The following is a 21,772-nucleotide window of genomic DNA, read 5'->3' on the forward strand; positions in this document are numbered from 1 at the left end:
GAACTTCTTCGAGGGGAACCTCGACGGCGGGACGCTCCGGGCGGACGGCTTCGACTACGACCTGACCGAGCGGATGCAGTCCTCGGCCGAGGGCCGAAACGACCTGGTCCTCGGGATTCGCCCGGAGGACCTCACGCTGCACGACGACCCGACCGGGGGCCACGAGTTCGAGGCCGTCGTCGACGTCGTCGAGCCCATGGGGAGCATCTCCTACGTCTACCTGCAGCCGACACACCAGGACCACGGTGAACCGTTCATCGCGGAGACGGACGGCCAGCGCCCGATCAGTGAGGGGTCGGCGGTCTACGTCGAGATTCCCGACAGCGACGTCCACCTCTTCGACGCCAAGACCGGCGAGACCATCCACCAGCGGCAACTGGACGCGGACGCCGAACTCGCCCTCGAAGACGGGATGCAGACGGTGAGTAGCTCCTCGGACTGAGTCGGGAAACCGGCACCCTTTCGGTGCATAGTACCAATATTCGACTACGCGGTTCGAGACGCGATTTCAGCCACTATCCATGACATCACGAGACCTAGCACACTACGAGACGAGAAACGCTATCTGCGAGTACGGCCGGAGCCTGCTCGAAGACGACTTGACGACCGGAACCGGCGGCAACCTGAGCGCCCGCCTCGACGACGACCTCGTCGCCATCAGTCCCTCGGGGATTCCCTACGACGACGTGACACCCGCAGACGTGCCGGTGGTCAAGACCGACGGCACGGTCGTCGAAGGCGAGGCAGCCCCGTCGACGGAACTGCCGATGCATCTGGCCGTCTACGAGTCCCGGCCCGACGTGGGCGGCGTCGTCCACACCCACTCGCCCTATGCGACCACGTTCGCCTCGCTCGGCGAGTCGATTCCGGCCTCACACTACCTCATCTCCTTTACGGGGACCGAGGTGCCGGTCGCCGAGTACGAGACCCACGCGACGGCCGAACTCGGCGAGGCGGCCGTCGAATCGCTCGGCGAGGAGTTCAACGCGACGCTGCTTCGCAACCACGGCGTCCTGACCGCCGACGAGTCCCTCGACGACGCCTACACCGTCGCCCTGATGGTCGAATACTGCGCGCGCATTCACCATCAGGCGAAGGCCATCGGCGACCCCGAAATCCTGCCGGACGACGAGATCGATCGACTGAGCGACAAGCTCGACGCCTACGGGCAGTGATAGGGAGCTGACTCAGGCATGAAACACGTCGCCATCGACGTTGGCGCAAGCGGTGGAACCGTCTACCTCGGCGAGGTGACGCCCGAGGCGTTCGATGTGACGGAAGTCACCCGGTTCGAGAACGGTCCCGTCGAGACGGACGGCCGCTACGCGTGGGACCTCTCGGCGCTCCGCGAGCGGATGGTCGACGGTCTCCAGGCTGCGGCCGAAGCGGGCGGCGCGTTTGAGACGGTCGGCATCGACACGTGGGGCCTCGACTTCGGTCTCCTCGCGGACGGTGAGGTGCTCCGTGAGCCAACGTCCTATCGGGACCCCGAGTCGACGGCCGCCCGCGAGGCGTTATTCGAGGCCGTTGGAAAGCGCCGTCTCTTCGAGGAGACGGGCATCACGAACTGGAACACGCCGAACACGCTCTGGCAACTCTACACCGTCGCTCGGCGCGAGCCGGACCTGCTCGACCGGGCCGACCGCCTGTTGATGATGCCCCAGCTCCTCTCTCTGTTGCTCGGGGGCCGGGAAGCCGGTGAGGTGACTATCGCCTCGACCACGCAGATGGTCGACCCCGCGCAGCGCGCGTGGGCGACCGACCTGCTCGACGAACTGTCGCTCCCGACTGACCTGCTCCCGTCGCTCGCCGAACCCGGCCAGCGGCTCGGTCTCGTCGCCGACGAGGTGGCAGCGGACCTTCCGTCGACGCCCGAACTCGTCACGCCGGCAAGTCACGACACGGCGTCGGCCGTCGCGGGGCTCCCCCTTTCGGACGACTCCGCGTTCTTGAACACGGGGTCGTGGTTCATCCTTGGCGTCGAACGCGAGGAGCCGGTTCGGACCGACCGAGCCTTCGACCGCGGCGTCTCGAACGAACTGGGCGCGGACGGGACCGTCCGTCTCCTGAAGAACGTGGACGGCTTCTTCATCCTCGAAGCCTGCCGCGACGCCTGGCGCGAAGCGAACGACTCCGTCGACTACGACGACCTGCTCGCGGCGGCGCGCGACGCGCCAGCGCGGAGGTCGTTCGTCGACCCCGACGCCGACTCGTTCAGCATCGACGACCCGATGCCCGAGCAGATACGCGCGTACTGCCGTCGGACCGACCAGCCGGTTCCGGACGACAGGGGTGGTATCGTCCGCTGTCTCCTCGACAGTCTGGTAGCGAAGACAGCCCTCGCCTTCGACGAGATCGCGGCCGTCGTCGAGGAACCGCCCGAACGCATCAACCTCGGTGGCGGCGGCGTCAGGAACGACCTGTTCTGTCGGTTGCTCGCCGACGCCACCGACCGTCCGGTGACGGCCGGCCCGGTCGAAGCCACCGCCGTCGGCAACGTCCTGACACAGGCCATCGCGGCCGGGACGCTCTCGGACGTGGCGACCGGTCGCCGACTCGTCGAGTCGTCGTTCGCGACGACGACCTACGAACCGACCGGGGAGGACTGGGAACGGACGAAAGAACGGGTCGCGGCGTTGCCGACCGACTGAGCGATCGGCTGCGTTATAAGGGTTCTTCTGCCCCTACCGGGCCGTGTAGCCGCCGTCGATGTTGACCGTCGTTCCGGTCATGTACGAGGAGGCGTCCGACGCGAGGTAGACGACCAGGTCGCGCAGTTCTTCGGGTTGACCGAGTCGACCCAGCGGCGTGTTTTCGAGCCAGGTCTCCTCCATGTCGGGGTTCGCTGCCAGCACCTCGTCGACGAGGTCGGTGCGCATGTAGCCGGGCGCGATGGCGTTGACGCGGACGCCGCGGTCGCCCCACTCGACGGCCAGCGACTGGGTCAGCATCCTGACGCCCGCCTTCGTCGTGTTGTAACTGGCCTGTTTCTGTGGGACGTTGACGTCGAAGCCCGACATCGAGGAGATGTTGACGATGCGCCCCTCGCCGCGCTCTAACATCTGTTGGCCGACGTGTTTCGCACAGAGGAAGACGCCGTCTAAGTTGACGGCGACGACGCGCCGCCAGGAGTCGATATCCGTCTCCTCGGCCGCCGAGTTCTCGACGATGCCGGCGTTGTTGACCAACACGTCGATAGGGCCGAGCCGGTCGGTGACATCTTCGACCATCGCTTCGACGGATGCCTCGTCGGTCACGTCGACTTCGACGGCGACGACGTCGGTTTCGCCGTCGAGTTCAGCGGCCGTTCGCTCGGCCTTTTCGAGGTTGACGTCCGCGATGGCGACGTCGGCCCCCATCTCCGCAAGGGCGTCCGCCATCTCTCTGCCCAGGCCCTGTGCGGCCCCGGTGACGATAGCCGTCTCTCCGTCTAGAGAGAAGCGTTCGAGTGCGCTCATGTGAACGATTAAAGGAGCGGTTCCCACCGGCATAAAACTAGGTCCGACCGGCGCGCTCGTCCCGCTGACTCGCCCCGTTTCCGAGCCTGTCGTTTCAAGTGGTCGCTCGTCTATGACCTACGCATGCAAATCACCGATTACGAACTGTTTGCCGTGCCGCCCCGGTGGTTGCTACTGAAGTTGGAGACCGACGAGGGTGTCGTGGGTTGGGGGGAACCGATCGTCCAGGGGCGACTGGAGACGGTTCGGGCGGCCGTCAGCGAACTCGTCGAGGGGTACCTGCTGGGGATGGACCCACTCCGGACGGAGTACCACTGGCGGAAACTCTATCAGTCGGGGTACTTCCGCGGCGGACCGATACTGATGAGCGCGCTCGCTGGCATCGACCACGCGCTGTGGGACATCAAGGGCCGGCACTACGACGCGCCGGTTCACGACCTACTGGGCGGACACGTCCGCGACCGGATGCTGGTCTACCAGTGGGTGGGCGGGGACGACCACCGCGACGTCGCGAGGTCGGCGAAAGCGGACCGAGAGCGCGGCTATCGTGCGTTCAAGCTCAACTACCCACGGGAGTTCCGCCCGCTGGAGACGCCGATGGCCGTCGACCGCGCGGTCGACCGAATCGGGGTACTCCGGGACGCCATCGGCCGCGACGCGTTCCTCGGCATCGACTTCCACGGTCGCGTCTCGAAGCCGATGGCCCCGGAACTCGTCAGACGACTCGAACCCTACAATCTGATGTTCGTCGACCAGCCGCTCTCGCCGGAACACGGCGACGGGTTCGAGAGCATCGCGAACCGCACCACCATCCCCATCTCGACCGGCGAACGGCTCTACTCTCGGTACGACTTCAAGCGACTGCTCGTCGAGGACGCCGTCTCCATCATCCAACCCGACGTCACACACGTCGGCGGTATCAGCGAGATGCGCCGCATCGTCTCGATGGCCGAGGCCTTCGATGTGGCAGTCGTCCCGCACTGTCCGCTTGGTCCCGTCGCCTTCGCCGCCAGTCTGCAGGTCTGTTTCTGCTCACAGAACGTCCTCGTCCAAGAGCAGGACCTCGAACTCCACGACCCCGAGTCCAGCCAGCGACTGGCGCTGCTCGAAGACCCCGCGGTGTTCGGCTTCGACGACGGCTACGTCGAGCGGCCGACCGGGCCGGGACTCGGTATCGAGATCGACGAAGAGTCCCTCCGCAAGCAGGCCCAGACGCAGGTCAACTGGAACAACCCGGTCTGGCACCACGAGGACGGCAGCATCGCCGAGTGGTGAACTCCGAGCGTCGGCCCCCGCATTTTTTGTGGTTTCACGAGAAGAGGGCACGTATGCGTACCGCAGTGTTAGCCGAACCTACCCAGTTCGAACTGGAGGACCGTCCACGACCGTCACCCGGGCCGGACGACGTGCTCGTCGCTATCAAAGACGTCGGTATCTGTGGCTCGGACGTCCACTACTACGAACACGGCCGCATCGGCGACTACGTCGTGGAAGACCCACTCGTCCTCGGCCACGAGAGCGCGGGCGAAGTCGTCGAGGCCGGCGAGAACGTCACGGGTCTCGAACCCGGCGACCGCGTCGCGCTCGAACCCGGCGTGCCCTGCCGCCACTGCGCCCACTGCAAACGCGGCGACTACCACCTCTGTGAGGACGTGCAGTTCATGGCGACGCCGCCCCACGACGGCGCGTTCACCGAGTACGTCTCGTGGCCCGCCGATTTCGCCTACGAACTACCCGAGAACGTCTCCACCGTCGAGGGGGCGCTCTGTGAACCCCTCTCCGTCGGTATCCACGCCTGTCGACGCGGCGATGTCGGGACGGGCGATACCGTCCTCGTCACCGGAGCTGGCCCCATCGGCCTGCTGGTGATGGAGGCCGCCCGCGCCGCCGGTGCGACAGATATCGTCGTCTCGGACATCGTCGCGGAGAAACTCGACTTCGCCGAGGAGCGCGGGGCCGATATGACTGTCGATGTCACTGAAACGGACCTCGAAACCGCAGTCGAGGAGTATACCGACGGCGTCGGCGCGGACGTGGTCGTCGAGGCGTCCGGTGCCGACCCGTCTATCCGCGCGACGGTGGACACCGTCCGCCGCGGCGGCACCGTCGTCCTCGTCGGACTGGCCGACGAGGCGTCGGTGCCGTTCAACGTGCTGGAAGTCATCGACAACGAGATCGACGTCCACGGCTCGTTCCGCTACAAGAACACCTACGACGCGGCCGTCGACCTCCTCGCGGACGACGCCGTCGACGTCGAGGAAATCGTCGACTTCGAGTCGACGCTCGGCGACATCGACGCTGCGTTCCAGCGAGCGATGGAACCGACGACTCTCAAGGGGATGATTACGCTCGATTCGTAAGACGGACGCGGCAGCGACGCACGTCAAAATAGATGTAAACGACGAGGTGTAGCTCGAATACGAGTAAATCAGATGTCAAACTACGGTACCTATGTGATGATCTATGAATATGGGCACAATATCGGGTCTATATCTGGGTTGTGAGTCTATAAGTTCCAATCTAGAAGAGTAACTGAGTCAGATAGGGGCGGATGCACAGAAAATACGCTATCGAACGCAGTTGGATACTCGTCATTCGATGACGGTGGCTGGCGTTCGGACGACCGGTCACGACACCGGCCCTGTGAGAATCGGCTGTTCACCGCTCTCAACGCCGAAAAAGAGGCTGCGACGACACGACGCTCTCACTCAGTTCTGGTAGATGTGGTCTTCGAGCATCTCTTGGTTCCATACGTTGGCCTTCCAGAACGCGTCGAACACCGTCCCCAGGACGGGGACCGAACCGCCAGCGATGTCGACGGCGACCAAGAGGAGCATTTTCGCCAGCGTGCTCCTCGGAACGTCGAGGCGAACCGCTTCCACCAGGGGGTACAGCGAGAAAGCGCCCGCGATGATGTCACCGGCGACCGGCAGGACGCTCAGTATCGGGTCGAGCCCGATGCGGAAGTCGGTCCCCGGTACCGGAATCGCGTCGTCGAGCAGGTTACTCACTGTCTCGACCCGCTGGAGGGCGGCCTCCTCGCGGGCCGTCGCCTGCCCGTCGCCGTCCGTCTCGACGGTCACGTCCCCTGACGTGTCTTCTCCGTCCGTTTCGGTCTCGACAGGAATCTCCTGCCCTGCCGTCTCCTCGCTGTTCGTCTCGTCGGTCGAATCGTCCGAACTCGCTCCGGAGACCTTGCTCTCGTTTTCCATACATGAACATGGTGACTACGCCGAATAAGCCTCTTCCCGGCAGGTGCAGGGTTCGCGAACTCACAAAACCACGAGAGAATGGGGTATTGCGTGGTTACCGGCCGCGGTCGAGCTGCAGTTCGTCGTCGGTCGTCTCCGCCACCGCGTCGGCCTTGATGGGATACGTCTCTTCGTCGCGGTCTCCCCACCCGAGCACCGACTTCAGTTCGTCGGTTAGTCCGGCGTTGGGGTCGACGTAGGCCGTACCGCGGTCGACCTCTTTGACGATGCCGACTTTCTCGCCGCCGGCCGTGACGACGTCTTTGCCCTCGTCGCTGTCAGATAGTGTTGCCATCGTAGCTCTGTATCCGGGACGCGCCGGCCTGTCCGTTCAGCCTGCACGTGCCACGTCTCCCGCCTGCCGGGAATTCCAGCGGCTATTAAAACACGGGCGGCCCTCTGGCCGACCATGCAACGCGTAGTCGTAAGCGACGACCCGATGGTAGATGCCACGCTGCTTCGCGCGGAACTCGACGCCGAGGTAATCGTAGCTGACACCGGCGACGAGGGCGCGCTACTGGCGGCAGCGACCGGTGCCGAGGCGCTCGTCGTGGACGTGAACACGCCGGTCACCGCTGCCGTCCTCGACGAACTCGACGAACTGCGAATCGTCGCCCGCGCGGGCGTCGGTATCGACAATATCGACGTGGCTGTGGCGGCCGAGAACGGTGTCGCGGTGACGAACGTCCCCGAGTACTGCACCGAGGAGGTAGCGACCCATACGGTGACGCTCTTACTCGACTGTATTCGCACCGTCGCCGCCTACGACCGCGACGTTCGAGGCGGCAACTGGGGGTGGGAGCGGACGCGACCAGTTCACCGGGTCCGCGGCCGGACGCTCGGACTGGTCTCTTTCGGCCCCATCGCTCGCCGCGCTCGCGAGCGCCTGCGCGGATTCGACCTCGACGTGGTCGCCTACGACCCCTACGTGGACGCCGAGACGATGGCCGACGCCGACGTAGAGAAGGTCGCGCTGGACGAGCTGTACGACCGGGCCGACTACGTCTCCCTGCACGCGCCGCTGACCGACGACACCCGCGGGATGGTCGACGCCGCGGCGCTCGACGCGATGCGTGACAACGCTGTCCTCGTCAACACTGGTCGCGGTGGCCTGATCGACGAGGAGGCGCTCGCGACGGCGCTGACCGAGGGAACCATCGCTGGAGCTGGACTGGACGTGCTCTGTGACGAGCCGCCGAGCGACGGACATCCGCTTGTCGGGCTGGACAACTGCGTCGTCACGCCCCACGCCGGGTGGTACTCCGAGGAGGCCCGCGAGGAACTGCACGCCACCGTCGCCACAAACGTCCGGGCCGCGCTGGCCGGCGAGACGCCGCCTAACTACATCGACCCGGAAACCGGGTGGCTATAGGTCGACATCTCTCGGTAACTACCCGATAGCTGATTCGTATCGAACGCACTAGCTTATGCTGTCTACGGTCCTCTAGAGGGTGATGAATCACGTTCGATTGGCAACGCTGTTCGTGGGACTGATGGTGGCACTGGCCGGCTGTACCGGCGGCGGACTCGTCTCCGACGGTGGGGTGACGGACGCCGACGGGTCGGCGAGTGATGGTGACGCAGGCAACGGCGGGGCCGGGGACGGCTCGGCCGCGGAAAGCGGACTCGACGTGACCGAGTCCGAGCGGCTCCTCAGCGAAGCGGGGAGCTTTACGGCTGAGTGGTCCTACACCGTGACCGACAGCAACGGAACCGAGTCCGCGGTTACCAATATGTACCTCGTGGACCTCGACAGGAACCGATCGGTGGAGCGGTTCGGGACGGTCGGTCCGGACTCGCAGATGGACTTCGAGACGTTCTACGCCGATGGGACGACCTACACGCGCTACGGCGACGGCGAGGAGGAGTTCTATCAGGTCGTCGAAGGGGCCGACGACACGTTCGGGTCGGCGCTGGCCCGCGGTTCCTTCGGCTACGAATCGGTCGAGGATGCGGAGTTCGTCGGGCAAGAGACCTTCGACGGCGTCACCGTCGACCGCTACGAGTACACCGACACCCAACTGTGGCGACAGTACGGAGCGAGTGCGTTCGGGAGTGACGAGAACGTCACGGTGACGGACTTCACTGTCGTCGTCCTCGTTGACGGGGACGGGCTGGCGCGCAAGACGCAGTGGACGCTTACCGGCGAGACCGACGACGGCAAGCCGGTCTCCGCAGCGTGGCACTACACGCTGACTGGCGTCGGCGCGACGACCATTGAGGACCCCGAGTGGCTGGATACGGCTATTTCCCAGCAGGGTGCACGGGACTCAGCACGTATCGAACGCCCGGCGCGCGCTTCCTAAGGGGTCGCCGTGAGTGAGAAGCGTTCGTACGTCCCACGCGAGATTTTCGAGGTACGCGACGACGCCGGGGTCACAGGTCCCGGTTCGTCTGGCCTGTCGGTAATCGAAGAACAGCGCGACCGGCAGAACCGGCGTAGCGAACACGGAGACGACGGTGACGCCAAGCGAGGACGGGTGACCCGTGGGGACGAGCGCCCCCACCGCGAGCAAGAGCGTCCACAGGAGCGCCCCGTGGACGACGGTCGGTCGCCAGTTGTGGGTGGGGAGTTGCCCGCTTGTGGCCCCCACGTCGGGCCGCTCTCGCTCGGGCGAGTTCGACGATGAGCACGACATACACAGAGCCAGGCGGTCGGCGACCAAGGTCGCTCGTTCGGCACACGCCGAAACTTTGGGGTGGATATATATACTTCGGCGGGCTACGAGCGGGCAATGCGAGAGTTCATCTTCACGATCGACTACGAGCGAGGGCTGGACCCGCTGATGGACGTGTTCATCGACAACCCGGCGACCCACTCTCGGACCATCGCCTGTAACGTCACCACCGAGGGGATGTGGCGACTCGAACGCATCGCGGGCACCGAGGACGCTCTCGAACGCTTAGACGACGTCTTCGACGGGCCAGTTCAGTGTACGGAGTGTATCGGCACCCGCGACTGTGACACCGAGTGGCACTACGAGGTAATCGCCGCCGAAGCGGGGAGTCGCACCGTCTACAGCTACCGGTCGGAGGCCGGCGATTGCCATTCTATCCCACGGCTGGCCATCGAACACGTCGGCAAGGGCGTCCTCTGTGAGACGGAACGGCGGGGCAGTCGCTGTGAGTGGCGGCTGCTCCTCTGCAGCGACGAGGGCGTCGACGACCTGTTCGGGGCGCTGGAGGCCGAACTCCGGCCCGGACTCACCGTCGAGTTCCGACAGCTGGGTGACCCCTCCTACTGGACCGACGAGGCCGTAACGCTGGCGGAACTTCCGCCGGAACAGCAAGCGGCTGTCGAGGCGGCCGTCGAACACGGGTACTACCGCACCCCGCGGGACACCTCGCTGTCGGACCTCGCCGAGACGCTCGACATCTCCCGCTCGACCCTGCAGTACCGCCTCCAGCGGGCCGAAGCGTGGATCGTCCGTTCGTTTGTCACCCGGTCGATGGGGCCCGTCGAGGCCGACGAATCGGTGGCCGAGGGCTCTCGCCTCCGCGTCAGCCGTTCACGCGTGTGAGTGTCTAACACACTCCTTTGGCACATGCCGAACTAGACCTGATACGGGAAGCGGCCCTTCCCTAGAGTACCTACGCGAGCGGTAGTCTTATCGCTCGCCTTCCTTACCATGACCACACTCAGCACCTACGACGCCGACGAACGCGACAGCACCGTCGAGGAGGAGGAGACGGAGCGCGGCGAGCACGTCTGCCCGGACTGTGGCGGCAACCTCACCCAGGACGGCACACGCGGCGAAACGGTGTGTGCCGACTGTGGACTGGTCGTCGACGAAGACGCCATCGACCACGGGCCGGAGTGGCGCGCGTTCGACTCGGCCGAACGCGACCAGAAGTCCCGCGTGGGCGCGCCGACGACGAAACTGATGCACGACGAGGGGCTCTCGACCAACATCGGCTGGCAGAACAAGGACGCCAACGGCAACTCCCTATCCTCGCGCCAGCGCGAGAAGATGCAGCGCCTTCGCACCTGGAACGAGCGCTTCCGCACCCGCGACCACAGCGAGCGCAATCTCAAGCAGGCGCTCGGTGAGATCGACCGCATGGGAAGCGCGCTCGGCGTCCCCGAGAGCGCTCGCGAGACGGCCGGCGTCGTCTACCGCCGCGCCCTGGACGAGGGACTGCTTCCGGGGCGCTCTATCGAGGGAATTGCTACGGCCTCGCTGTACGCGGCCATCCGGCAGACGAACCTGCCCCAGACCATCGACGACATGGTGGTCGTCAGCCGCGTCGACGAACAGGAGTTCACCCGCGCCTACCGCTACATCAACCGCGAACTCGCCTTAGAAATCGGACCGCCGGACCCCGCGAACTACCTCACCAAGTTCGTCTCGAAGGTCGACGCCAGCGACGAACTGGCGATGCAGGCTCGCGACCTCATCGAGACGGGCAAAGACGAGAACGTCCACAGCGGTAAGAGTCCCGTCGGCCTGGCCGCGGCCGCCATCTACGCCGCCGGACTGCTCGTCGACGAGGAACTCACGCAGGAGACGGTCAGCGAGGCCACCGACGTGAGTACGGTCACCATCCGTGACCGCTACCGAGAGCTGCTCGAAGCGTCGGCCGGCGGCGACGCGGTCGAGACGAACGCGCCGTCCGGGTCGGGCGCGAGCGCCTGAACCGAAGGCGAAAACAGCGTCTCCCCCCACTCCGCGCCCTTTTTGTCGGGTGACGCGGATACATCTGTATGACAGGTTCGGGGTCGGGGAGGGGTGGCGGCGGCGCGGCCGATCTGTGGGGTGTCATCCTGAGCGTGGCTCTCGCGGTGATCGTCGCGTTCTCACCGCTCGTCGAGTGGCGACCCGCGGCTATCTTCGTCGGTCTCCCCTTCGTCCTCCTCGTTCCCGGCTACGCCCTCGTCTCGGCGGTCTTTCCCCGCGCAGGCGAGGCGGCACCGGGATCGTTTTCCGGGACCTCGTGGCTCGCCCGACTCGGCCTGAGCGTCGGCGGGAGCGTCGTCGCTATCGCCGTCGTCGGCGTCGTCCTCGATTTCACCGTCTGGGGGTTCCAGCGGACCGCCGTCCTCGCCGGGCTGTGTCTAGTGACGCTCGCGGCGACGGCCCTCGCGTTCTACCGCCGTCGGCGAATCCCGGCGGACACCCGCGTCACCCTCCACTTCTCGACGGTTCGGTCACGGGCGAGACACGCCGTCGCGGGCGAGGGGGCTGTCGGCGTCCTGTTGACCGCCCTCGTCGTGGTCGCCGCGGTGGGCGCGGTCGGCGTCGTCGCACAGGACTCGATGCCGTCGGCGGACGTGACCGCGTTCTACGTCCTCGGCGAGAACGCCGCGGGCGACCTGCGTGCTGATAGCCAACCGAAACAGCTGACCGCCGGCGAACCGGCGACGGTCGGCATCGGCGTGGGCGTTCGCGGGCCAAAGGCGTTCGACGGGACCGTCGTCGGCCGCCTCGAACGGGTCAGCGTCGACGGCGACTCGGTCCGCGTCCGGCGGTCGCAGGAACTCGCTCGGTTTCCGGTGCAGGTCGGGGCCGGCGAGTCAGTCATCGAGCGACACACGATTCGACCATCGATGACCGGTGAACGCTTGCGTCTGACATATCGCTTGTACCGGGCTGGGGACCAATCGCCAGCCAGACAGGTACACGTCTGGACGACCGTTTCGGCGGCGTGAACGCGCGTTCGATGCCGGTACCTATATGACAGAGAACCACGTACGAGTGGTACGTAAACTGTCCGATAGTGAGCCATAACTGGCTGACGTATCGGATATCCGGGGAAGGGGAACTCAGTGGAAACAAGCGACGGGAACTCAGCAGAAGTAATACACGAAGCGGATGTCTCGGTGACGAAGTCCGTCGAGAGCATCGACGCCGACACGCGGCTCGTGACACTCTCGATGCGCTCTATGGCCGACGAACCCGTGATGGTCTCGATCACCGATTCGGTTCCGGAGACACACGCGCTCACGTCGCTCGCTGGAGACGGGGCGGGAACTGACGAACGGACGACCGACGAACGGACGGGCTACAGCGACGGGTCACTCGCCGTCGAGCAGGTCGCGCGACCGGGCGACCACGCCACGCTCGGCTATCTCGTTTGCGGGCCGTTTGAGACGGAGCTGCCGACTCCGACAGTCAGGAGCGTCGTTCCAGTCACCGACGACGCGCAGTTACTCGCTGGGACGACTGTCGAGTGGATCGGGACTGACAGCACGTCGACGCTCGACATCGAGTCGTCGTCTATTCCGGCGGTTTCCGACGAGGCACTGCCGCTACTACACCTTTCCGACGCCGGACCACCGGCAGCCGCGAGTGCGATGGCGGACGCCGCCGTCGGCGTCGTCCTCACGGCGACGAACGAGGACGCCGCCTACCGAACCGCCCTACGAGCGAGTCGGCGTGGGCACCCGGTGATAGCGACGTACGCGGGTCTCGACGACGACGCGGAGGCACTCGACACGCTCGCGGACCTCGGCGCGAGCGTCCTCTCGCCGCCTCGCCAACGGGCCTCGCAGTCGGAACTCCACCGGGCGCTCTCCCAACACGCCAGAGAGCGTGGGATACCGGGAATCGTCCTCCAGACGCGAGACTGTCCGCGCATCGACTACGACCGAACGGCGCTGGCGTTCGAACGGGCCGACTACGACGTCGTCGCCATTCCCGAACAGTGGCGCGAGACCGACGACGGTCCCGCCGTCGTGGTAGCGATTCCGGCGTACAACGCTGCCGGCAGCATCGGTGACGTGGTCGAACGAGCCGACGCCTTCGCCGACGAAGTGCTTGTCATCGACGACGGCAGCCGGGACGAGACGGGGACTCGCGCCCGCGAAGCCGGTGCGACCGTCGTCGTCCACGACCGCAACCGCGGCTACGGCGGGGCGCTCAAGACGGCGTTTCGGGAGGCCGCCGCGCGCGACGCGGCCCACCTCGTCGTCATCGACGCTGACGGCCAACACGACCCGGCGGACATCCCCCTCCTCGTCGAGACCCAGAGCCGCGACGACGCCGACGTGGTCATCGGCAGCCGATACGTGGGCGAGTCCCGGACGAAGATTCCGTTCGTCCGTTCGCTCGGCCTGTCGGTCATCAACGACCTCACCAACCTCAGCCTCGGCAACCTCCGACCGAGCGGGTGGGTTCAGGACACACAGAGTGGCTACCGGGCTTACAGCAGACGCGCCGTCCGGTCGCTCGCGGCGGACCCGACCATCGGCGACAACATGGGTGCGAGCACCGACATCCTCTATCACGCTCACCGAAATCGTCTGAGCGTCGCCGAGGTGGGGACGACCATCTCCTACGACGTGGAGAACTCCAGTACGCAGGGGTCGCTCTCGCACGGGCTCGACCTGGTCCGCAACATCGTCTGGACCGTCGAGTACGGCCGCCCGCTGCTCATCGTCGGCGTTCCGGGCGCTGTCACCACGCTACTGGGTGTGAGCGTCACGCTCTTGCTGGTCGCGCAGTTCGTCGAGATGGGGACGCTGTACCCCATCCAACTCGGCACCGCCATCCTGTTCGGTATCGGCGGGCTCCTGCTCTGTATCACGGCGCTGATGATGCACGTCCTCAACGGCCACCCCTCGCTCAGACGGTTAGAGCGATGACGGGAACAGCTAAGCGCTCGGCGAGACTGGTCGCCGATACGATGGAAACTCACGTCGACCGGGTGGTGAACGCCCGTGGATAGCTCCGCACACGCCGCGGCCGGCGGTCGCCTCCGCGACCGATTCGGCGAGCGCAACCCGGTACCGCTGTTCGCCGTCCTCGGCGTCGCCCTGTTGGCCGCCGGCGTCGCCGTCCCCGACTTCGAGACGCTCCTGTTCGCGTGGGGCGGCACCGCCCTGTTCACCGCGTTCCTCCTCCAGTTCGTCACGCGGACGGCGACACTGCCCGCCGCAGTGACGACGGACGTCCACACGACGATGGCCCGCAATTCTCGCCGTCTCACGGGCGGCGGTTCGTCTCGCTACGTTCCCGAAGACGGGTCGGTGACGCTCGCCGTCGACGGCTCCGAGCGCCGGCTCGACCCGGTTGGCGCGCGCTTGCTTGCAGCCCGCGGAGACGCCTCCGACGCGACGGCTGAGGAGTGGCTGCCGGTGCTCGTCGACGTGCTCGTCAACGACCTCGAACTCGTCGGACACGCCAGCGCGGTGCCAGTCGAGAACGGTGTCGAAGTGACCGTCACCGACAGCCGCGTCGGCACGGACGAACTGTTCGACCACCCCGTCGTCTCCGTGCTGGGGGTCGGTCTCGCTCGCGTCGTCGGCGGCCCGGTTCAAGTCGAACCGGTCATTGACGGCGAGCAGTTGGTCGTCACCTGCCGCTTCGAGTGACGGACGGGGTTTCCGAAAGTCGATTGCTGCGACCGCTCACAGCGATGCGATAAACTTCTCCAGCGTGCGGAGCGCGACCAGTGCGACGAAGACGACCGCGCCGACCATCAGCGGCCAGCGGAGTCGCGTGCGCCAGTGCGGTGTGGCATGGACCGGACCGGTCAGCGCGGTCAGGAGCACGAGACCGACGAACGAGCAGACGAAGACGTATTCGAGCGTCAGCGCGCCGACGGTCGCCAGTAGCGCGATACCGAGCAGCGTCCAGCTGACGTGGGCATACAGGAAGCGACGCTGGCGCGGTGTCGTCATCGACCGCCGCTACGCTGGGCGAGTGCATAATTACGTGGGGTCCGGGAGCCGCCGCAGCGCCGTCTTGAAGGTGTTCCGTCGCATCCGTTCGATAGCCATGTTCCCGTGGACCCACGCCGCCTTCGGCTACGCCCTCCTCCTCGTCCTCGCCGTGGCCCTCTCCCGGCGCGTCTCACGGGCGGAACTGCTCGCGGTCGTGGTCGGGACCCAACTCCCGGACCTCGTCGACAAACCGCTCGCGTGGTGGTTCAACGTCCTCCCTTCTGGGCGGTCGCTCGCCCACTCGCTGGTCGTCGCCGTCCCGCTCTTGGTCCTCGTCCTCGCGGTCGCGTGGTATCGCTCGCACCCGGCGGTCGGCGCGGCGTTCGCACTCGGGTACGCCAGCCACCTGCTCGGCGATACGTACGTCGAACTCCTCTACTGGCGCACGGAGGACCTCTCCTTCCTCCTCTACCCGTTCCTGCCGGCGTATCCCTACGACGACGGGATCGGGTTCGGCGAGTTCCTCAGCGCCATCGAGGTGACGACGCCCCTCTTGCTCGGGTTAGCAGTCGCCGTCGTCGCCGGGTTGGGCTTTCTCGTCCACTTCCTGCGTGCCCCGTGGCTACCGGAATGAGTTTTTCTCCCGTCGCACCAGCGGCTATTTACCCACCGCTCGCGCAGGGGAGGCCATGACTGCGACGGTCACCGATCGGACGGTGCTGGTGACGGGTGGGGCGGGGTTCATCGGCAGCCACATCGCGGACGCGCTGGTGCCAGAAAACGAGGTCCGCATCCTCGACAGTTTCGTCGGGGGCGACCGGGCGCACTGCCCCGACGAGGCGACGGTGTTCGAGGGCGACGTGCGCGAGGAAGCGACGCTCTCCCGGGCGATGGACGGCGTCGACCTCGTCTTCCACGAGGCGGCTATCGTCAGCGTGGCCCAGTCCGTCGAGGACCCGGCGACCAGCCACGCGGTCAACGTGGACGCGACGCTCGCTCTGCTGGAAGAAGCCAGGCGGCAGGACGCCCGCGTCGTCTTCGCCTCCAGCGCCGCCATCTACGGCGCTCCCGAGACGCTCCCGGTCGCGGAGACGGCGCGGAAAAATCCCGAGTCGCCCTACGGTCTCGAAAAGCTCTCGGCCGACCACTACTGTCGCCTCTACGCCGACCTCTACGACCTGCCGACGGTCGCCTTGCGGTACTTCAACGTCTACGGCCCGCGCCAGTCCGGCGGGGACTACGCGGGCGTCATCACCGCCTTTGCACGACAGGCCCGCGCGGGCAGGCCGCTGACCGTCCACGGGACCGGCGAGCAGACCCGCGACTTCGTCAACGTCGCCGACGTGGTGCAGGCGAACCTCTGTGCGGCGACTACTGACGCGACTGGCGAGGCGTTCAACGTCGGCACCGGCCGCGGGACGACCATCAGCGAACTGGCAACCGTCGTCCGCGACCGCGTCGCCCCGGACGCCGAAATCACGTCCGTCGAGCCGCGAGCGGGCGACATCCAGGACAGCGTCGCCGCCATCGGCAAGGCTCGGACGCGACTGGGCTACGAGCCCTCGGTGACGCTCGAAGACGGCCTCGCAGACTATCTCGGGTGAGCACTGTCTTGGGTGGGAGTCGCCGGAGAGCCTCGTTGCAGCGCCGTCTGGCGACGCTCACTCCACGACGATAGTGCCGCGCATCCCCGATTCGTGGGGGATGCAGAAGTAGGGGAACTCGCCGGCAGTCTCGAAGGTGTGGCTGTACGTCTCGTCCGCACCGACGCTGCCGTCCGGGTAGGACCCGCGGGCCGCGGACTCGCTGTCGAACTCGCCGGAGGCGAAGTAGGCCGCGCCGTCGGGCAGTTTCTCCTCGTAGGCGGTGACGCTGTGGGCGACCGAACCGACCGTCTTCCACGTGACGGTGTCGCCGACGTTCACGGTGAGCGTCTTCGGTTCGAACGCGAGGCTATCGGTCATCGCGACGTTGGTCCCGCCAGCCCAGCCGTCGTCGCTGGTCTCGCCGCCGCTCCCGTTCCCGCCGTCGCCGGAGCAGCCGGCCAAGAGGCCAACGACTCCAGCGCTCGCCGACCGCAACATCGTCCGTCGGTTCATATCGGGAGGAAGATTGCCAGTTTGTTAAGTGTAGCTACCGACTGCAACACTTTTGCTATCCGGCGCTGAAAGATAGTCAACGCAGAGCGTTTCGATGACACCTCTCTCAAATCTTCGGCGAACCGAGTACGTTCCGCTGGCGGTCTGTCTCCTCGCGGCCGTTGGCCTTCTCGTCCTCGACACGCTCACAGTCCTGGAGCGACCGACGCTGCTTCGGGCCGGGTTCACTCTCGTCGGGGCCGCCGTCGCCCTCGTGCTGTTCTACGCCTCACGGGGCGACATCACTGCCCCCACCGGCTCTCGCCAACTTCCGCCGGGCGTGGCGACGAAAGCGGTGGTCGCGCTGTCGGCTGGAGCCGTCGTCGCCGCCGCCGAGACGGGGTCTCGCTTGCTGCCGTTCGCCGTCGTCCTCCCAGTGGGATTCCTGTTGGTCGCCCTCCAACTGCGCTCCGAGCCGTCGGTGCCGGCGGTGTTGACACAGCTCTGTGCGCTGTTTCTCGCGCCGCGACTCGGGAAGTACGTCACGACTGGCTTCTACTTCGGCGGCACCGATACCTTCGCTCACGTCGCCGCGGTGAACTCGCTCACGGAGGTCGGGTATACGACGGCCATCCCGCACGGCTACGACCTCTACCCGGTGTTTCACTTCCTCGTCGGGGCAGTCACGTACGCGACGGGTCTGCCGGCGTACGACGCGCTTGTCCTCACCGGCGCGACGCTGTTCACGCTCGTCGTCCCCATCGCGTATTTGATTGGGACTTCCGTCTTCGGGTCGACGCGGCTCGGCCTGCTGGCCGCGCTGGCGGTCACGTTCTCGGAGTTCGCGGCGTATCACGCGCTGTATTTCTACCCGCAAGGGCTCGCCGTCGTGTTGTTGCTCGTCGCGCTCTACCTCAACAGCCGACTGTTTTCGGCCGACGACGAGCGGGCCTACCGCCGCCTCTCCGTGTTCGTCCTCGCGCTGGTGGCGACGATGGTCCTCACGCACCACCTGACGTACATCCTCTTTGCCGGCGTCGTCGCCGCGGCGCTCCCGGTTGCGCTCGCCCGCCCCGCTCTCCTCGGCGAGACGACCGACCGTTGGCGAGGGCTCCGGTACCGTTGGCTCTTTCCCGGTCTCGCGGGGGCGGCGCTCCTGTTGACGTACTGGTCGTACTCGCCGAGTATCGTCGCCGTCGGCATCGTCCAGTTGACCGCCGGCGTGCTGTTCGACGTGGCGACCGTTCCCGCCTCGCAGCTGTACGGCTACGGTCTCACGCTCCCCGGCGATAGCGTGGCCCGCGCGATCGAGTGGTTGCTGACGCCGACCGGCGTCTACGCCGCCGGACTGGGGTCGCTGCTCTTACTGGCAGGGTACGAACTGCTCGATCACCCCCGCGACTATCGCCGCGGCTTCACGCTCTCGGTGACTGGGCTCGGCCTGTCGGCGTTGCTCCTCCCGCTCCCCGTGCCGATTCCACAGGTCGAGCGGCTGCGGTTCGTCGTGACCATCGTCGCTCTGTTTCCGCTCGCCATCGGTCTCCGTCGGGCACTCGCCGTCGACCGCCGCTACGCCGCCGTCGCGCTCGTGCTGGTGGCGGTAATGGGCGGCGCGACGGCCTTCACCGTGCTGAGCGCCGACGATATGGACGGCGTCTACACCGACGAACGGCGCGAGCAGGTGTCGATGAGCGACGCCGAGCTCCGGTCGGTACAGGCGAGTTCGGCGTTCCTTGGAACGTACGCGAACGACAGCGCGGCTACGGACCGCGTGACGAATCGTGCCTTCGAGACGACTGGGTTCAACGCCACGCGGTCGCTCAGGGCACGGGAGTCTGGCCTGCGAACCGGCGCGTCGTTCCTCGTCGTCCGCGACCGCTGGACCGATCACCTCGTCGCGCTGGGCCAGGGGCTCCGCAGCAGCGAGCAGAACGTCTTCACCGTCTCCGAAGCGCGCTTCGACGCCGCCGATGCGCGGGCCGATAAGGTGTACACGACCGGCCGCGTCCGGATCTACCACAGCGACGACGGCTACCGCGGGCTCTACGGCGAGAACGCGACGGCGGGAACGCCGGTCGGCTAGTCGGCTCGGTCACTAATTCGGCGGCGTCACTCGCCGAACCGGCGGACGTTCGAGCGCAGTTTTCCCCGGAGCGAGGGCGACGCGAGGACGACGGCGACATAGACGACGCCGCCCAGCAGTATCTGCGCGAGGAGGCCCGGAAGCGTCGTGGGGGCGACCGTTCCGGCGACGACCAGCGCACCGCCCATCACCGCGGCCGCCCCGGAACACCACGCTACCGCGTCGGTCGGGAATGACAGCGGGATGATGCGTCGGAGGAACCCGCCGAGGACGAGCGTGTTGACCGCCATCGCGGTGCCCGTCGCGGCGGCGGCCCCGACGAGACCGTATCGGGGCACCAACAGGACGTTCAGGACCACGTTCAGCGAAAGCGACGCGACGGTCGCGTACGCGCCGATGTCGGGCCGGTCGACGGCCCGCACCGTCGCGTCGAAGACGTTGTTGACCGCCGCGACCAACTTCTCGCCCATCAACACGACGAACGCGCCGGCCGCCAGCAGGAACTCCGGCCCGAAGACGAGCCCGAGAATTTCCTCGGAGAGCAGCGCCACGCCGACGAACGCCGGAACGACGAGCACGAGCGAGGCGAGCAGCCCGTCCTGCACCGTCGGCGCGATGCGGTCGCGCTGGCCGGCGGCGTCCCACGCGCTCATTTGGGCGAAGACGGTGTTGGCGACGACACCGCCGACGACGCCGGTCATGACCGTGACTCGCCAGGCGAGTTCGTAGCTGGCGACGTGCGCCCCCGAGAGGAAGAACCCGACGACGAGGAGGTCCATGGTGTTGTAGACGTGGCCGCCGAGCCCCCAGATGCCGTTGAACTTCGCGTAGTCGACGAGCGTCTGCACGTGTTCGACCGACGGCCGGGCGACGCGGGTGGTCATCCGGACGAGACCGGCCCCAAGCAAGACGACGTATCCCACGAGCAGTCCGTAGACGAGTGCCATCGCGCCGAACTCGAACTGGACGAGGACGACGGCGACGACGACGTAGGTGGCGAGGCGCAGGAACTGGAGGACGGCCGTCTCGTCGGCGCGCATCTCGGCTCTGAGGACGTGGAGGGTGAGCATCGACAACTGGTACAGCACCATCGCCAGTAAGAGCGGGACGACGACGCTCGCGCCGACGTATGCGTTTATCGTCCCACGGAACGGGACGACGAGAGCGGTCAGGCCGAGCAACAGCGCCCCCTTCAGGAGCAGGGCGGCCCCCAGAACCGCGTCGGGGTCGGTTCCCTCGCTGATGCGCTTCTCGACGGCCCCGTTAATGCCGAAGTCCGCGAACGTCCCGAGGGTGCTCAGGACGGCCTCGAACAGGAAGAACACGCCGAGCGCCGCCGCGCCGAGCGTCCCCGCGAAATACACCGTCGAGCCGAAGCCGACGACGACGCCGACGACTTCCAGCGCCAGCAGGAGGCCGCCCGCTTTGGCGAAGTTGAGCGTCCGGGGCATCGTCGGCCGTCCGACCGTCTTCGTCTCGGGGTCGCCATCTCCCGTCATGGTCCGTTCAGTTCACCGCCCGTTCGAGAATCGACCGAAGGAGGTGGGCAAGCGTCGCCGGATGCGGCGCGATGCGAAGCGCCCGTCCGAAGTAGGTGATCGCCCGGTCGTACTCGCCCTCCCGGCGGCAGGCCTGCCCGACGGTGGTGAACAGTTGCACGTAGAAGACGTCGACGTAGGGGTGGGCCGCGGGCACCCGCCGGTCGACGAGGTAGCCGAAGCGTTTGGCCTGTGCCAGATACTCGTCGACGGCCATCCCGGTGGCCATCATGCTCCGCTCGTGTTTTCGGCGGGTGAACAGGTCGGGACAGCAACAGACGCCCGCTTCCGTGGCCGCTTCGAGGACGTACAGGATGTCCTCGCCGCGGCGTAGCGACGACTCGAAGCGCACGTCGACGTGGTCGGTGTCGACGAGGATGGCCGACGTGACTTCCTCCAGGTCGCCGACGAACGCCTCGTAGACGAAGTCGTCGAGCGACATCGGGTCGCCCTCCAGACAGAGGCCAGCGCCGGTCTCGGCCATCCGGTCGAGCTGGCGGTCGAGCTTGTCGGGTTCCCAGAGGTCGTCGGCGTCGAGGAAGGCGACATAGCGCGTCGCCGCGCGGTCGAGTCCCGCGTTCCGGGCGTCCGCCGGACCAGTGTCCACGTCGTCGACGACGAGCAGTTCGGTCGGCACCGTCTGTGCGGCGACCGTCGCCTTGGCCTCTTCGAGCATCGACTTGGGTGTGTACTCGGCGCTGTACGGGACCACGACGGTCACCGGCTCGTCCTCTCCGTCCTCTCCGGCGGTCACCATTC

23 protein-coding genes are annotated in these 21,772 nt (G+C 66.7%); 15 read left to right on the forward strand and 8 right to left on the reverse strand.

The window, feature by feature from the left end; all coding sequences use genetic code 11:
* The 3 genes from E4S61_RS00005 to E4S61_RS00015 form a co-directional block, all read left to right on the forward strand.
* A partial coding sequence (locus E4S61_RS00005) for a TOBE domain-containing protein (RefSeq protein WP_135301868.1) occupies positions 1-442 on the forward strand: 442 nt, incomplete at its 5' end.
* Positions 443-521: 79 nt separating this feature from the next.
* Positions 522-1,175 (forward strand): class II aldolase/adducin family protein, encoded by a 654-nt coding sequence (locus E4S61_RS00010; protein ID WP_135301869.1) that lies wholly within the window; start codon positions 522-524, stop codon positions 1,173-1,175.
* Positions 1,176-1,193: 18 nt separating this feature from the next.
* Positions 1,194-2,651 carry a rhamnulokinase gene (locus E4S61_RS00015; protein ID WP_135301870.1) on the forward strand — a complete coding sequence of 486 codons (1,458 nt, stop codon included), beginning with the start codon at positions 1,194-1,196 and terminating at the stop codon, positions 2,649-2,651.
* A 33-nt stretch (positions 2,652-2,684) separates the two neighbouring features.
* Here the strand turns inward: E4S61_RS00015 and E4S61_RS00020 are convergent, their stop codons facing one another.
* Entirely contained in the window at positions 2,685-3,458 is a 774-nt protein-coding gene (locus E4S61_RS00020; protein WP_135301871.1) for an SDR family NAD(P)-dependent oxidoreductase, read from the reverse strand.
* A 123-nt stretch (positions 3,459-3,581) separates the two neighbouring features.
* Here E4S61_RS00020 and dgoD point away from each other — a divergent pair, with 123 nt between their 5' ends.
* Positions 3,582-4,733 (forward strand): galactonate dehydratase, encoded by a 1,152-nt coding sequence (gene dgoD, locus E4S61_RS00025; protein WP_135301872.1) that lies wholly within the window; start codon positions 3,582-3,584, stop codon positions 4,731-4,733.
* A 53-nt stretch (positions 4,734-4,786) separates the two neighbouring features.
* Complete coding sequence (locus tag E4S61_RS00030) at positions 4,787-5,818, forward strand: NAD(P)-dependent alcohol dehydrogenase (protein WP_135301873.1); 1,032 nt, start codon at positions 4,787-4,789, stop codon at positions 5,816-5,818.
* A 348-nt stretch (positions 5,819-6,166) separates the two neighbouring features.
* Here E4S61_RS00030 and E4S61_RS00035 read toward each other — a convergent pair whose 3' ends face one another.
* Both E4S61_RS00035 and E4S61_RS00040 read right to left on the reverse strand, forming a co-directional pair.
* Positions 6,167-6,670: a DUF4112 domain-containing protein gene (locus tag E4S61_RS00035; protein WP_135301874.1), complete on the reverse strand. Its 504-nt coding sequence runs from the start codon at positions 6,668-6,670 to the stop codon at positions 6,167-6,169.
* A gap of 94 nt (positions 6,671-6,764) precedes the next feature.
* A complete protein-coding gene (locus E4S61_RS00040) occupies positions 6,765-7,004 on the reverse strand; it encodes a PRC-barrel domain containing protein (protein ID WP_135301875.1) in 240 nt (79 codons plus the stop codon).
* A gap of 114 nt (positions 7,005-7,118) precedes the next feature.
* Between E4S61_RS00040 and E4S61_RS00045 the strand changes: the two genes are divergently transcribed.
* The gene (locus E4S61_RS00045; RefSeq protein WP_135301876.1) at positions 7,119-8,081 is read left to right on the forward strand and encodes a C-terminal binding protein; all 963 of its coding nucleotides are present in this window, start codon (positions 7,119-7,121) and stop codon (positions 8,079-8,081) included.
* Between the two features lie 82 nt (positions 8,082-8,163).
* Entirely contained in the window at positions 8,164-9,015 is an 852-nt protein-coding gene (locus E4S61_RS00050) for a DUF7537 family lipoprotein (RefSeq protein WP_135301877.1), read from the forward strand.
* On the opposite strand, the gene E4S61_RS00055 is transcribed toward E4S61_RS00050, so the two are convergent.
* Entirely contained in the window at positions 8,980-9,348 is a 369-nt protein-coding gene (locus tag E4S61_RS00055) for a hypothetical protein (protein WP_135301878.1), read from the reverse strand. The two genes, E4S61_RS00050 and E4S61_RS00055, sit on opposite strands and share 36 nt — an antisense overlap.
* A 96-nt stretch (positions 9,349-9,444) precedes the next feature.
* On the opposite strand from E4S61_RS00055, the gene E4S61_RS00060 reads away from it, so the two are divergent.
* The 5 genes from E4S61_RS00060 (at position 9,445) to E4S61_RS00080 (ending at position 15,023) form a co-directional block, all read left to right on the forward strand.
* Positions 9,445-10,230 carry a helix-turn-helix domain-containing protein gene (locus E4S61_RS00060; protein ID WP_135301879.1) on the forward strand — a complete coding sequence of 262 codons (786 nt, stop codon included), beginning with the start codon at positions 9,445-9,447 and terminating at the stop codon, positions 10,228-10,230.
* Between the two features lie 108 nt (positions 10,231-10,338).
* Positions 10,339-11,346: a transcription initiation factor IIB gene (locus tag E4S61_RS00065; protein ID WP_135301880.1), complete on the forward strand. Its 1,008-nt coding sequence runs from the start codon at positions 10,339-10,341 to the stop codon at positions 11,344-11,346.
* Between the two features lie 68 nt (positions 11,347-11,414).
* Positions 11,415-12,359 (forward strand): DUF1616 domain-containing protein, encoded by a 945-nt coding sequence (locus E4S61_RS00070; RefSeq protein WP_135301881.1) that lies wholly within the window; start codon positions 11,415-11,417, stop codon positions 12,357-12,359.
* A 171-nt stretch (positions 12,360-12,530) separates the two neighbouring features.
* Complete coding sequence (locus tag E4S61_RS00075) at positions 12,531-14,294, forward strand: glycosyltransferase family 2 protein (RefSeq protein WP_135301882.1); 1,764 nt, start codon at positions 12,531-12,533, stop codon at positions 14,292-14,294.
* A 75-nt stretch (positions 14,295-14,369) separates the two neighbouring features.
* The gene (locus E4S61_RS00080) at positions 14,370-15,023 is read left to right on the forward strand and encodes a hypothetical protein (RefSeq protein WP_209309418.1); all 654 of its coding nucleotides are present in this window, start codon (positions 14,370-14,372) and stop codon (positions 15,021-15,023) included.
* 36 nt (positions 15,024-15,059) lie between these two features.
* On the opposite strand, the gene E4S61_RS00085 is transcribed toward E4S61_RS00080, so the two are convergent.
* Positions 15,060-15,332, reverse strand: coding sequence for a hypothetical protein (locus tag E4S61_RS00085; RefSeq protein ID WP_135301883.1), 273 nt, complete (start codon positions 15,330-15,332; stop codon positions 15,060-15,062).
* Positions 15,333-15,366: 34 nt separating this feature from the next.
* On the opposite strand from E4S61_RS00085, the gene E4S61_RS00090 reads away from it, so the two are divergent.
* Together E4S61_RS00090 and E4S61_RS00095 are read left to right on the forward strand one after the other, a co-directional pair.
* Positions 15,367-15,948 carry a metal-dependent hydrolase gene (locus E4S61_RS00090; protein ID WP_209309419.1) on the forward strand — a complete coding sequence of 194 codons (582 nt, stop codon included), beginning with the start codon at positions 15,367-15,369 and terminating at the stop codon, positions 15,946-15,948.
* Between the two features lie 55 nt (positions 15,949-16,003).
* Complete coding sequence (locus E4S61_RS00095; protein ID WP_135301884.1) at positions 16,004-16,918, forward strand: NAD-dependent epimerase/dehydratase family protein; 915 nt, start codon at positions 16,004-16,006, stop codon at positions 16,916-16,918.
* A gap of 57 nt (positions 16,919-16,975) precedes the next feature.
* On the opposite strand, the gene E4S61_RS00100 is transcribed toward E4S61_RS00095, so the two are convergent.
* On the reverse strand, positions 16,976-17,413 hold the full coding sequence (locus E4S61_RS00100; RefSeq protein ID WP_167768369.1) for a plastocyanin/azurin family copper-binding protein: 438 nt from the start codon (positions 17,411-17,413) through the stop codon (positions 16,976-16,978).
* A gap of 94 nt (positions 17,414-17,507) precedes the next feature.
* Between E4S61_RS00100 and E4S61_RS00105 the strand changes: the two genes are divergently transcribed.
* The gene (locus E4S61_RS00105; RefSeq protein WP_209309420.1) at positions 17,508-19,475 is read left to right on the forward strand and encodes a hypothetical protein; all 1,968 of its coding nucleotides are present in this window, start codon (positions 17,508-17,510) and stop codon (positions 19,473-19,475) included.
* Positions 19,476-19,501: 26 nt separating this feature from the next.
* Here E4S61_RS00105 and E4S61_RS00110 read toward each other — a convergent pair whose 3' ends face one another.
* Both E4S61_RS00110 and E4S61_RS00115 read right to left on the reverse strand, forming a co-directional pair.
* Positions 19,502-20,974 (reverse strand): lipopolysaccharide biosynthesis protein, encoded by a 1,473-nt coding sequence (locus E4S61_RS00110; protein ID WP_245180500.1) that lies wholly within the window; start codon positions 20,972-20,974, stop codon positions 19,502-19,504.
* A 7-nt stretch (positions 20,975-20,981) separates the two neighbouring features.
* Complete coding sequence (locus E4S61_RS00115) at positions 20,982-21,770, reverse strand: glycosyltransferase family 2 protein (RefSeq protein ID WP_135301885.1); 789 nt, start codon at positions 21,768-21,770, stop codon at positions 20,982-20,984.
* Positions 21,771-21,772 lie beyond the last annotated feature (2 nt).

The organism is Haloarcula amylovorans, assembly GCF_004681185.1.
Lineage (GTDB): Archaea > Halobacteriota > Halobacteria > Halobacteriales > Haloarculaceae > Haloarcula > Haloarcula amylovorans.

Bases quoted from the DNA above. Each gene is read 5' to 3' on its own strand.
- E4S61_RS00010 (WP_135301869.1), top strand. From the start codon at position 522: ATGACATCACGAGACCTAGCACACTACGAGACGAGAAACGCTATCTGC.
- E4S61_RS00015 (WP_135301870.1), top strand. From the start codon at position 1,194: ATGAAACACGTCGCCATCGACGTTGGCGCAAGCGGTGGAACCGTCTAC.
- E4S61_RS00020 (WP_135301871.1), bottom strand. From the start codon at position 3,458: ATGAGCGCACTCGAACGCTTCTCTCTAGACGGAGAGACGGCTATCGTC.
- dgoD (WP_135301872.1), top strand. From the start codon at position 3,582: ATGCAAATCACCGATTACGAACTGTTTGCCGTGCCGCCCCGGTGGTTG.
- E4S61_RS00030 (WP_135301873.1), top strand. From the start codon at position 4,787: ATGCGTACCGCAGTGTTAGCCGAACCTACCCAGTTCGAACTGGAGGAC.
- E4S61_RS00035 (WP_135301874.1), bottom strand. From the start codon at position 6,670: ATGGAAAACGAGAGCAAGGTCTCCGGAGCGAGTTCGGACGATTCGACC.
- E4S61_RS00040 (WP_135301875.1), bottom strand. From the start codon at position 7,004: ATGGCAACACTATCTGACAGCGACGAGGGCAAAGACGTCGTCACGGCC.
- E4S61_RS00045 (WP_135301876.1), top strand. From the start codon at position 7,119: ATGCAACGCGTAGTCGTAAGCGACGACCCGATGGTAGATGCCACGCTG.
- E4S61_RS00050 (WP_135301877.1), top strand. From the start codon at position 8,164: ATGAATCACGTTCGATTGGCAACGCTGTTCGTGGGACTGATGGTGGCA.
- E4S61_RS00055 (WP_135301878.1), bottom strand. From the start codon at position 9,348: ATGTCGTGCTCATCGTCGAACTCGCCCGAGCGAGAGCGGCCCGACGTG.
- E4S61_RS00060 (WP_135301879.1), top strand. From the start codon at position 9,445: ATGCGAGAGTTCATCTTCACGATCGACTACGAGCGAGGGCTGGACCCG.
- E4S61_RS00065 (WP_135301880.1), top strand. From the start codon at position 10,339: ATGACCACACTCAGCACCTACGACGCCGACGAACGCGACAGCACCGTC.
- E4S61_RS00070 (WP_135301881.1), top strand. From the start codon at position 11,415: ATGACAGGTTCGGGGTCGGGGAGGGGTGGCGGCGGCGCGGCCGATCTG.
- E4S61_RS00085 (WP_135301883.1), bottom strand. From the start codon at position 15,332: ATGACGACACCGCGCCAGCGTCGCTTCCTGTATGCCCACGTCAGCTGG.
- E4S61_RS00095 (WP_135301884.1), top strand. From the start codon at position 16,004: ATGACTGCGACGGTCACCGATCGGACGGTGCTGGTGACGGGTGGGGCG.
- E4S61_RS00100 (WP_167768369.1), bottom strand. From the start codon at position 17,413: ATGAACCGACGGACGATGTTGCGGTCGGCGAGCGCTGGAGTCGTTGGC.
- E4S61_RS00105 (WP_209309420.1), top strand. From the start codon at position 17,508: ATGACACCTCTCTCAAATCTTCGGCGAACCGAGTACGTTCCGCTGGCG.
- E4S61_RS00110 (WP_245180500.1), bottom strand. From the start codon at position 20,974: ATGACGGGAGATGGCGACCCCGAGACGAAGACGGTCGGACGGCCGACG.
- E4S61_RS00115 (WP_135301885.1), bottom strand. From the start codon at position 21,770: ATGGTGACCGCCGGAGAGGACGGAGAGGACGAGCCGGTGACCGTCGTG.